Source organism: Ectothiorhodospira shaposhnikovii, assembly GCF_022227765.1.
GTDB lineage: Bacteria > Pseudomonadota > Gammaproteobacteria > Ectothiorhodospirales > Ectothiorhodospiraceae > Ectothiorhodospira.
The window spans coordinates 135,678-145,500 of the sequence record NZ_JAJMLZ010000010.1 but is presented as its reverse complement, the minus strand read 5'-3'; the positions used below and the strand labels follow the sequence as shown (position 1 = coordinate 145,500).

At 63.2% G+C, this 9,823-nt stretch carries 10 protein-coding genes; 1 reads left to right on the top strand and 9 read right to left on the bottom strand.

The genetic code is table 11. From position 1 onward, the window contains the following. The 4 genes from LQD11_RS14030 to LQD11_RS14015 form a co-directional block, all read right to left on the bottom strand. Positions 1 to 123, bottom strand: a 123-nt coding sequence (locus tag LQD11_RS14030) for an AAA family ATPase (RefSeq protein ID WP_238618110.1), incomplete at its 3' end; no start/stop codon positions are given. A 205-nt stretch (positions 124 to 328) separates the two neighbouring features. Beyond that, the gene (locus LQD11_RS14025) at positions 329 to 598 is read right to left on the bottom strand and encodes a type II toxin-antitoxin system RelE/ParE family toxin (protein WP_238618102.1); all 270 of its coding nucleotides are present in this window, start codon (positions 596 to 598) and stop codon (positions 329 to 331) included. Beyond that, positions 595 to 825: a ParD-like family protein gene (locus LQD11_RS14020; protein WP_238618101.1), complete on the bottom strand. Its 231-nt coding sequence runs from the start codon at positions 823 to 825 to the stop codon at positions 595 to 597. The genes LQD11_RS14025 and LQD11_RS14020 overlap by 4 nt, the downstream gene beginning before the upstream one ends. A 22-nt stretch (positions 826 to 847) precedes the next feature. Beyond that, positions 848 to 2,452 (bottom strand): ATP-binding protein, encoded by a 1,605-nt coding sequence (locus LQD11_RS14015; RefSeq protein WP_238618099.1) that lies wholly within the window; start codon positions 2,450 to 2,452, stop codon positions 848 to 850. A gap of 409 nt (positions 2,453 to 2,861) precedes the next feature. Between LQD11_RS14015 and LQD11_RS14010 the strand changes: the two genes are divergently transcribed. Beyond that, on the top strand, positions 2,862 to 4,877 hold the full coding sequence (locus tag LQD11_RS14010) for a capsular polysaccharide biosynthesis protein (RefSeq protein ID WP_238618098.1): 2,016 nt from the start codon (positions 2,862 to 2,864) through the stop codon (positions 4,875 to 4,877). Here the strand turns inward: LQD11_RS14010 and LQD11_RS14005 are convergent. Genes LQD11_RS14005 through LQD11_RS13985 form a run of 5 tightly spaced genes read right to left on the bottom strand, consistent with a single transcriptional unit; the run spans position 4,865 to position 9,597 of the window. Continuing rightward, positions 4,865 to 5,950 (bottom strand): KpsE/RkpR family capsule polysaccharide export protein, encoded by a 1,086-nt coding sequence (locus LQD11_RS14005; protein ID WP_238618097.1) that lies wholly within the window; start codon positions 5,948 to 5,950, stop codon positions 4,865 to 4,867. The genes LQD11_RS14010 and LQD11_RS14005 overlap by 13 nt on opposite strands. After that, positions 5,947 to 6,687 carry an ABC transporter ATP-binding protein gene (locus LQD11_RS14000; RefSeq protein WP_238618096.1) on the bottom strand — a complete coding sequence of 247 codons (741 nt, stop codon included), beginning with the start codon at positions 6,685 to 6,687 and terminating at the stop codon, positions 5,947 to 5,949. Before LQD11_RS14000 ends, LQD11_RS14005 begins: the two co-directional genes overlap by 4 nt. Further along, on the bottom strand, positions 6,684 to 7,463 hold the full coding sequence (locus LQD11_RS13995; protein WP_238618095.1) for an ABC transporter permease: 780 nt from the start codon (positions 7,461 to 7,463) through the stop codon (positions 6,684 to 6,686). The genes LQD11_RS14000 and LQD11_RS13995 overlap by 4 nt, the downstream gene beginning before the upstream one ends. After that, positions 7,463 to 9,202 carry a polysaccharide biosynthesis/export family protein gene (locus LQD11_RS13990; protein ID WP_238618094.1) on the bottom strand — a complete coding sequence of 580 codons (1,740 nt, stop codon included), beginning with the start codon at positions 9,200 to 9,202 and terminating at the stop codon, positions 7,463 to 7,465. The genes LQD11_RS13995 and LQD11_RS13990 overlap by 1 nt, the downstream gene beginning before the upstream one ends. Next, positions 9,199 to 9,597: a DVU3141 family protein gene (locus LQD11_RS13985; protein WP_238618093.1), complete on the bottom strand. Its 399-nt coding sequence runs from the start codon at positions 9,595 to 9,597 to the stop codon at positions 9,199 to 9,201. The genes LQD11_RS13990 and LQD11_RS13985 overlap by 4 nt, the downstream gene beginning before the upstream one ends. Positions 9,598 to 9,823 lie beyond the last annotated feature (226 nt).

The window sequence follows — 9,823 nt, the reverse complement described above, 5'->3', positions numbered from 1 at the left end:
CTTGTTCTGGTGGACCAGGCGCTCGATGATCGGCGTCTTGTCCACGTAGTAGTAGCCCCCCTCACGGATCTCGGAGAAGGTCTGAATGCCAATGGGGAGTCTGAGGCGCTGTTGGTCAGCCATGCCTGGCCCTCCGGGAACATGTATCGTGCCGGCGGCAGTCTATCATGGCCCCTAGTGGTTCTTCGCTTGTGTGGGTTTGGCAGCTGCGAGCACAGGGACTATATCGTCCGTACTTTCCGCTGGCCTACCATGTGGCGCTGTGAAGGGCACCGAGGTGGACAAGCCCAGGAATCTCACCAAGAGTGGGGCGGCCATGGCGAGGTGATCAGCGTTTGAGGTTGCGATAAAAGTTCTCGTGGGTGCCGATCAGCAAGAGCAGTCGGGTTGCCGGGTCGTACTCGTAGGCGAGCAGGAATTGTTGACCGACGCATGGGAATTTGTAGACAAACACACCGGCAAGATCGCCCTTCTTGGCCTCGCCCCGCTCAGGCTGGTCGATGATGGTTGTGATTGCAGCGTCGATGGCGGCCTGCTGGTTGCGCTGAAGGCGCTTGTAGGCACGGCTGAAGGCGTTGGTTTGCAGGACCGTGATCATTCCCGGGAAAGGCCTTCCGGAATAAAGGGTATGGCCCGTTCGCGGCCTTCTGCGCGAGCGATGAGCAAATCGCGTACGAACTCGACCGGCAGGTCGGGATTGTCGAGAGCGGCCTTACCCACTTTGGCCCAGAACTCGATCTGACCGGCGATGGTGCGGCATTCCGCCCGGGCCTGGGCCTTGGCACTTTCGTACAGTTCGTCTTCGATGCGGACAGGCATGCCCATGATCTTCTCCTGATGGGATTTGCTACTTTTGTAGTCTGCCTTGTCCTCCTCCCTGTGTCAAAAGGGTTTCTACGTCGAATGCCACGATCTGCCGCTGCTCGCGGGAGAACTCCACACCGATCAGGTGAATGGGTTTGCCGGTGGCGCGGTACTTGTCGGCATAGCCCTTGGCCTTGATCTGATCCAGGGCCTTGCCCTCGGGTAGCTGCTCCACCACCTTGAATTCAAACAGGTAGAGGTGGCCGCCGAAGTCGACGGTCATGTCCACCTTGCCGTGGTGGCTGGCGTCTTCCACCGTGACCTGGACCCCCAGGGCGGCGAAGTGGCTGTAGAAGACGCTGGCATAGTGCCCTTCGTATTTCGCGATGGGGTTGTTGCGATACCAGTCGTGGGGCAGGCCGGCGTAGAGGGCCTTCAGGTGGGCTTCGAGGCTGGCCAGGTCGGCGGTCTTGAGCAGGCGCGGCAAACGGATGACCACATCATCGAAGACGGCATGGCTGACGCCCAGCGCCGGCAGCAGGGCCTCGTTGAGGCTGATTTCCACCTCCTGGTTGGGCAGGCCCAGTTTGTAGAGGGGCCGGTTGGGGACTTCTTCGTGGATGTCCTTGAGGGTGAGGTAGCCGGTTTGGAACAGCAGGGCATCGGTGGAGATGTCGTCCACATCGAAGCGGCTGAGCAGTGCCGGTCGGCTGTGCCAGGCGGTAAGCTCGGGGGTGAAGACGCCGCGTTCCTTGAGCAGGTTCACCAGGAAGGTGGGCGTCGCGCTCTCGAACCAGTAGGGACCGATTTCGCGATTCTGGAGCAACAGCAGGACGTCGAAGGGGTTGTAGACCGATGTGACCTCGGAACCGCCCCAGCGGTAGCCGTTGTACCACTGGCGGATGGTCTCGCGGTCCAGGCCGGGCAGCTCGGGGGCGAATACCGTGTCGATATCCTCATCGGTATAGCCGCAGATCGTTGAGTATTCCGGCAGCAGGGTGATGTCGCGCAGGTTGTTCAGTCCCGAGAAGAGGCTGACCTTGCTGAACTTGGAGACGCCGGTGATCAGCACCAGATGCAGGTGGGGGTCGGCGTCCTTGAGTACGCTGTAGAGGTTCTTCAGCCCCTCGCGCAGTTCGCGGGCACGGTCCGGTTCCAGAATGTTGTCGAGGATGGGTTTGTCGTACTCATCGATCAGCAGCACGACCGGCTGGCCCGTTTCCCGGTGGGCGAGTTCCAGCAGGTCGGAGAACTCGCCGGGAATATCCGTCTCGGGGCTGGTGGCCTGGGTGAAATGCTCGCGCTCCTTGCGCAGCTGGTGGCGAATGCGCCTGTCCAGCTCCTCGCGATTGCGCATCACGCCGCTGCCGAAGCTGAGGCGAATCACGGGATGCGTCGTTTGCCAGTCCCAGCGGTCGTGGATGTAGAGCCCCTCGAAGAGTGCTTGGTGACCCTCGAACAGGCAGCGCAGGGTGTCCAGTAGCAGGCTTTTGCCAAAGCGTCGGGGGCGGGAGAGGAAGTAGTACTTGTTCTGGTGGATCAGGCGCTCGATGATTGGCGTCTTGTCCACGTAGTAGTAGCCCCCCTCACGGATCTCGGAGAAGGTTTGAATGCCGATGGGGAGTCTGAGGCGCTGTTGGTCAGCCATGCCTGGCCCTCCGGGAACAAGTCTTGTGCCGGCGGCAGTCTATCATGGCCTTGGTGGTGGTCGTTGTCGTCATCTTTTATCTTCATCTTCATCTTCATCGCCACGGCTACGGCCACGGCCACCGGCACCGGCACCGGCATTATCATCGTCACTCCCGCGAAAGCGGGAGTCCAGTGCACGGTTTCAGTCTGCCACTGGATTCCCGATTTCGCGGGAATGACACCTCGGACGTTATTTCGCTGGCAGGATGGCTCCCACGGGGCTTCCACGAGGCAGGCTTTTCAGGAAGAAACCCATGGCTGTGGCATCATTGGCCGGTCAACGGGGTGATGGCACAGGGGGATTTTCGTTGTTTCAGGTTTTCGGTACCTGCTCAAGGACATTGAGCCGCAATACACGGGTTGCCCGCATGCTCGGCGCCCGCCTGGTGCATGTTTCCGCATGGAGAAAGCCTCCGGCCGAAGTGACCACCCTGGTGGGCTGGGGGCGCAAGGGTCCTGCCTTCAAGACCCTGGCCTTGGCCGAAAAACATGATCTGCCCTTCATCACCCTGGAAGATGGTTTCCTGCGCTCCTTCGGGCTGGGGGTCAACGGTACGCCCGCCCTGTCCGTGGTGGTGGACGATCTGGGGATCTATTTTGATGCCCGGCAACCTTCCCGCCTGGAGCAGATACTCCAGCATGAAACGTTCTCGGCGCCACGCCTGGTGCAGGCCGATCTGGCCCTGGAGCGACTGCGTCGGGGGCGTCTGACCAAGTACAACCAGGGCGCCGAGGTGCCTCCCGGCGCTTTCGATCCTGATCGCAAGCGGGTCCTGCTGGTGGATCAGACCGCCGGGGATGCCTCCATCACCTGCGGTCTGGCCACGGAAGAGACCTTTCTTCGCATGCTGGAGGCCGCCTTCGATGAGCATCCCGATGCCCAGGTCTGGATCAAGACCCATCCGGATGTCCTGGCCGGGCGCCGTCAAAGCTGTCTGTCCCGGGCCCAGGCCCGTCGGGATGTCCACTGGATCACTCAGGACTGGCATCCCCATGACCTGCTGGGCCATTTTCACCATGTCTATGTGGTTACCTCCCAAATGGGACTGGATGCCCTGATCGTGGGGCGTCCGGTCACCTGTTTCGGAGTGCCCTTCTACAGTGGCTGGGGGTTGACCGATGATCGTGCCGGTTGCGATCGGCGTACCACGCGGCGCACCCTCAGGGAACTCATCGCCGCCGCCTATCTGCGCTACCCCCGCTACCTGGATCCGGAAACCGGCAACCCGGGGGATTTCTTTCAGGTCGCCGACTTCATCGAGCGCCAGCAGCGTGTCCGCGATCAGTGGCCCCGGCGCTTCATCGGTGTGGGGGTTCAGCGCTGGAAGCAGGCCCATTTGAGGCCGCTGTTGGCCCAGGCACGGGAGGGGGTGGTGTTCGTGCCGACACCGAAGGCCGCGGCGGCGATGGATCCGCGGCCCGGTGATGCCTTCGTCCATTGGGGGCGGGATGCGCCGGAAGATTTGATGACGCTTGCCGGGGAATGGGGGCTACGCACCTTTTTTATCGAGGACGGTTTCTATCGCTCGGTGGGATTGGGTTCGGATCTGATTCCGCCGCGTTCCCTGGTGCTGGATGAACAGGGACTCTATTTCGATCCCCGGACGCCGTCCGATCTGGAACGGCTGCTCAACACGGCGGTGTTCCAGCCGGATGAACTGGCGCGGGCGCGTACCGTGCGTGATCTGATCGTCCAACAGGGGCTGACCAAATACAACCTGGAAAGCCATGCCCCGGTGCAGTGGCCCGCCGGGGACCGTCCGGTGATCCTGGTGCCGGGGCAGGTGGAGGATGATGCCTCCATCCGCCACGGCTGTGCCGGGGTCAACACCAATCTTGGGCTGATCCGGGCCGCCCGGGCCGCCTGTCCGGAGGCCTTCATCGTTTTCAAGCCGCATCCGGACGTGAGTTCCGGCAACCGGCGAGGGCACGTGCCTGATGACCAGGCGCTGGCTCACGCGGACTGGATCGAGCGGGAGGCCAGCGTGGTGGCCTGTATCGAGGCGGCGGATGCGGTACATACCATGACTTCCATGGCCGGGTTCGAGGCCCTGTTGCGGGAAAAACCGGTGGTGGTCCATGGTCGTCCCTTCTATGCCGGATGGGGGCTGACACAGGATGCCTTGCCCATGCCCGGGCGCACCCGCCGGTTGACGCTGGATGCGCTGGTGGCCGGGGCCTTATTGCGTTATCCGCTGTACTGGGACGGGTCGGTGCGGGGCTTCGTGTCCTGCGAGTCGGTGCTGCGGGGGCTGGTGGCGGAGCGCGATGCCCTGCAGGCGCAGGGCAGGCTGGTGCATTTGCGGCGGGGCTGGGTCCGACGGCAGGTTCGCAAGGTCAGGGGCCTGGTGGCGGGCCTGCTCCCGGATCATCAATCCCGGTGATCACGGATGATGGCGGCCAGCATGTGGATGATCAGGGCGCCGAGGATGGCCAGGATGCTGAAAACGGTGATGTTGTACACCCGCCGTGGCTCCATGGCGTATTGGGGGTAGGTGGCCTCCTGCAGCACCGAAACCTGCTTGAGGGTGCGGGCGGCTTCAACCCGGGTGTTTTCCAGGGAGGCCAGGGCGTTGGCATAGAGTTCCCGGGCAAACTCCACCTGCAGCAGCAGGGTTTCATATTCGGCGGCCAGACGATTGAGGGCGTCACCGCTCTGGGCCGCCATGCGGGTGCGTTCGATGTCGATCTGGTTGCGAATGGCCTGGATCTCGCTGCGCAGACGGACCATTTCCGGCGAGGTGGGACTTTGGGACTCACTCAGGGCCATCTGTCTTGCGCTGAGCTTGGCCAGTTCCGCCTCCAGTGAGGCCACCACGGTGCTCAGGCTTTCCACCGTGCCGGTGGGGGAGACGAGGCCGTGCCGGTTCTGGAAGGCCAGGAGGTTTTCCCGGGCCTGTTCCAGCCGCCGCTGCAGGTCTGCGACCTGGATTTCGATGAACCGGACCTGTTCGGTGGCCAGGCGCTGGCCCATGGCGTTCATGTGGGCCTCGCCTTCGCGCATGAGCTTGATGACCATGGCCTGGGCCAGATCCGGATCATAGGCGCTGGCCCTGATGCGCATGATCTGGGCGTATTCGTCCATCTCCACCTTGACCCGGCGCAGGTAGTGGCGGTGGAATTTTTCCAGCGGCAGGTCGGCGTCACTCAGGCGCGAGAACCGATCAATGCGCCGGTCGCTGTAATGTCCCCTGAGATCGAAGGCCTCATCCAGCTTGCGGGCCATGTCCACCGACAGCAGATGATCCCGCAACAGCAGCATGTCGGCCATGTTGCCGCCACCGGTCATCAGCGATGCAAAGCTCAGGGTGGGTGGGGCGATCTGCGGGGTCTGCAGCACCACGTTGGCTTGGGAGACGTAGCGATCCGTGGAAAGCAGGGACCAGTAGGTGGCGGCGCCGATGATTAGGAGCAGGCAGACGGGCCAGTAGAAGTGTCGAAGGAATATGGTTTTCATGATGATTGTGCGGATGCGGGTTTCGATGCAGGGGGCCTGGGGGCAGCGCTCGGGGCCGGTTTTGCACTTTTGTCCTTGGTGCCGATGCTCTCGTGATAGGCCTTGATGGCTGCGTCGATGCTATCGAACCAGTGGGCATGGCCTTCGTGCAGGAAGATGCCTGCCTGGCACAGATCTTTAAGGATGCCCTCGCTGTGGGACACCATGATCAGGCTGGCCTGTCCTACCTTGTCCTTGAAGGCCTTGGTGGCCTTTTCGCGGAACAGTTTGTCCCCGACGGCGGTGGCCTCGTCGGAGAGGTAGACATCGAAGTTGAACGCCAGGGAGAGACCGAAGGCCAAGCGGCTGCGCATGCCGCTGGAATAGGTTTTGACGGGTTCATCAAAAGCCTTGCCGATCTCGGCAAAGTCTTCGACAAAGCGGATGACATCCGCGATGGACCGTTCACTGCCGTGGATGCGGGCAACAAACTTGCAGTTCTGGCGTCCGGTCATAGAGCCCTGGAATCCCCCCGCCAGTCCGATGGGCCAGGAAACCCGGCAGCGGCGGATGATCTCTCCCCGATCCGGGGTGTCCATGCCGCCGATGAGTCGGAGGAGGGTGGACTTGCCGGCACCGTTTCGGCCTACCAGGCCCACGCTCACGCCCTTGGGGATCTTCAGGTCGATGTCCCGCAATACCCAGTCGCTGCCATGGTGATTGTGATAGCGCTTGTAGACGTGGTTGATGTGGATCATTGGGCCTTGAGTCGCTGGGAAAAGCGCAGATGCATGGCCAGTCCGAGCGCGGTGCTGCCGATGATCCAGTACCACAGGTACAGCAGATCCACGCCGGGCATGGTCTTGTAATGCTGGAAGAAGGCCAGGCGCAGTGCTTCCAGTCCATGGACAATCGGGTTGTAAAGCAGCACCTCCTGAACATGGTGCGGCAGGGTCTGCAGGGGAATGATGACTCCGGACAGGATCAGTAGCGGCAGCATCATGACGCGAACGATGATGCCGATCTCGCTGACCAGGGTGGCGGCCACCGACATGACCAGACCGATGCCCATGCCCAGTAGCCACAGCAGGCACCAGACGTAGAGTACACCCAGGGGATCGGCGGGAATGACGGGATGACCCAGCAGGCCGGCACCGATCAGCAGAATGAGAAAGACCAGTGTCTTGAGGATGCCTTCCACCACGTTGCGGACCAGGACCGGGTCCACCGGCAGTACCTGGCGATAGGCAAACAGCCCCCGGTTGGCCTCCACGGCTCCCAGCGAACGGGTGACCCCCTCCCTGAACAGGAAGAAGGCGGTCAGACCGACGATGAGCCAGGTGACGAAGTCGGCTCCGAAGATGTACTGAACCCGGCCTATCAGGCTGCGGATCCAGACCATGACCACCACGAAGGCCAGTGGCTCCGCCAGCATCCAGAACCACGCAAACCGGTCTCCCGATGTGCGCGCCACCGCTTCCCGCAGAAACAGCGCCCGCCAGACGCTCCATGTGACCTGCCAGGGGGTACGCATCAAAGATCCACGACAACCTTGGTGGCGATGGCGATCTGGTAAAGGATCTGGGTGAGGGTGGCGGCCAGTTGCAGGTTCTTGGTGGGTACTTCCGGCAGCACCAGGATCTCGTCGCCGGGGCGCAGGACCACTTGGTCGGCGGCGCGGACCTCGCCGTTCTGACGCACCACCAGGATGTGTTTGCGATCCGCGTGCTGACTGAAGCCACCGGCCCGGTCGATGTAGTCACGCAGGCTCTGACCGGGGACATAGACCATGGCCTGGGGGATCAGCACCTCGCCGCTGATGAGCAGGGAATCGGAACGCTCCGGGATGGTGATGATGTCGCCGTCCTGCAGGCGGATGTCGGCGATGCGGTCCTCGCTGGCCACCACCATGCGGCCGGTGGGCTGTACCTGTCGCGCCCGGGCGACGAAGCCTTGGATCAGTTCCGCCTCGCGGGCGCGGATGGTGGCCTCTTCGGGCGTGGCGGACGAGGCCCCCAGGTAGGTGGTCTCCAGGCGCCGCAGGCTATCTTCCAGGGATTGACGCTGGCGTTCGGCCACCGACAGGCGACGGATGGAGACGGCGGTGACGTCGGTCAGGCGCGGATCGACGGCGATGCTGTCCAGCAGTTCCCGGAGACGGGCATCCTTGGGCACGGCGAAGCGGGAGGGCCCCATGTAGCTGCCTTCCACCTGAACCACGATGGTGTCCGGCCGCTCATCGGCGGAGAACAGGATCTCGTCACCGTTGTTGAGCGGGGTGCGGCGGAATTCCTCCAGGCTCAGATAGGCGGAGAAGGGGCCTTGGGCACGCACGCCGCGCACCAGGACATGGGAGGCATCCGGCGTGTGCTGGGCCAGATCGAGCACGCTCTGGCCGGTGAGGGTGTCCGGTTCCAGTTCGAAGCGGTGGGGGCGGGCCACGTCACCAGCCACGGTGACCACGGGGCCGCGGCGTTCCACCACCAAGGTGTCGCCATCCTTGAATTGGGGCCGGGGAATGCTGCCGGTGAGCAGGAAATCGTACAGGTCGGCCAGGGCGATGGTCTCGCCGTCGCGGATCAGGCGCACCCGGCGGTAGCTACCGGTGTCCTGGTCGATGCCGGCGGCCTGATCCAGGAAGTAGAGTAGGGAGTCGTGGGGGCTGCCGGCGTAGCGGCCGGGGTTGACCACGTGCCCGGTGACGAACAGGGCCACGGGCTGGATGCCCTGGAGGTTGGTGTAGACCTCCACGTTGTCGGTGAATACGGATCTGACGGCGCTTCTGACGCGACCGTCCAACTGGCCGTGGGGCAGCCCCTGGACCTGCACCGGCCCCACATAGGGGATGAAGATGTTGCCTTGGGCGTCCACGGGCAGTACGCGGTCGATTTCCACCGCGCCCCAGGCCCGCAGGGTGATCTGATCACCGGGAAGGATGCGGTAGTCGGGGCTCAGGCCGGCGGCGCGGGTGCCGCGAAAGCCGCCCTTGAACAGGTGGGCGCCGAAAGGGGCGATGCCGGTGTCCCGGCCGAGGGTGCCGGGTACGGGGCCGTGGGTGCCGGTACGCCAGTCCACCGGAGAGGGGGGCTCCAGGGTGTCTGGTATGGGGGCGGCCTGCTGGGCGCGGGGGAGGTCTCCCATGCCGCTGAAGCTCTGTGCCGCGGCGGTCATGGGCAATGCCGGGAGCAGCATGATCAGCAGCAGGGTTGTCACAAGCCATGCGGCGGGGCGACCGGTTTTGGGCAGGCTTTGGGCGGTTGTGCAAAGGCTCATGGTGTGATGTCCCCGACCGGGCCGGTGAGTACGCGAACTTCTTCCCATTCAGCTTCGCTCTTGCGGCAGACCAGGGCCGGCCGTTGTCCATGCTCGCCTTGCACCACCAGGCCGCGGCAGGTGCGTCCGCTGGCGGCGAAGTAGGTGGCTTCGGCGTGGATGAGGACGTCATTGCCCCAAGGACTGTCCGACAGTGCAATGCTGCTGCCGGCGGGGGCCTCATTGAGGAAGCTGTTGAGGGCGGGTGACAGGGCATCCATGGCGTCCGGAGCATGGATGCTGAGCCAGGCGCCTTCGGTGGGCGCGGTCGGCAGGGTGTTGCAGGCCGTCAGGGTGGCCATACAGATCAGGAGGGCCAGGGGGGTGGATCTGGCCTTGTGCAAGGTGTAACCCATGGTGTGCTTGCTTGAGTCCGGTTGCCACTGGAAGTGGGAGGGCGGCTGTGAAGACCCGCCGGGGTGTGCGGCAGTTTAACCTGTCGAGGCAGGGATTTGAACGTGCGCTTCGCGGGCAACACTCTCCCCCTTCGTGATAGATAACAGCTTTTTGGGCGATTGAAATCTTCAATTGCATCTATCCGACAGTCTGGGTATTATTGCACCACAACATTTGGAATGCGTC

Coding starts and splice junctions, on each gene's coding strand:
- LQD11_RS14010 (WP_238618098.1), top strand. CDS start 2,862: ATGCTCGGCGCCCGCCTGGTGCATGTTTCCGCATGGAGAAAGCCTCCG.
- LQD11_RS14000 (WP_238618096.1), bottom strand. CDS start 6,687: ATGATCCACATCAACCACGTCTACAAGCGCTATCACAATCACCATGGC.
- LQD11_RS14020 (WP_238618101.1), bottom strand. CDS start 825: ATGGGCATGCCTGTCCGCATCGAAGACGAACTGTACGAAAGTGCCAAG.
- LQD11_RS13985 (WP_238618093.1), bottom strand. CDS start 9,597: ATGGGTTACACCTTGCACAAGGCCAGATCCACCCCCCTGGCCCTCCTG.
- LQD11_RS14015 (WP_238618099.1), bottom strand. CDS start 2,452: ATGGCTGACCAACAGCGCCTCAGACTCCCCATCGGCATTCAAACCTTC.
- LQD11_RS14005 (WP_238618097.1), bottom strand. CDS start 5,950: ATGAAAACCATATTCCTTCGACACTTCTACTGGCCCGTCTGCCTGCTC.
- LQD11_RS13990 (WP_238618094.1), bottom strand. CDS start 9,202: ATGAGCCTTTGCACAACCGCCCAAAGCCTGCCCAAAACCGGTCGCCCC.
- LQD11_RS14025 (WP_238618102.1), bottom strand. CDS start 598: ATGATCACGGTCCTGCAAACCAACGCCTTCAGCCGTGCCTACAAGCGC.
- LQD11_RS13995 (WP_238618095.1), bottom strand. CDS start 7,463: ATGCGTACCCCCTGGCAGGTCACATGGAGCGTCTGGCGGGCGCTGTTT.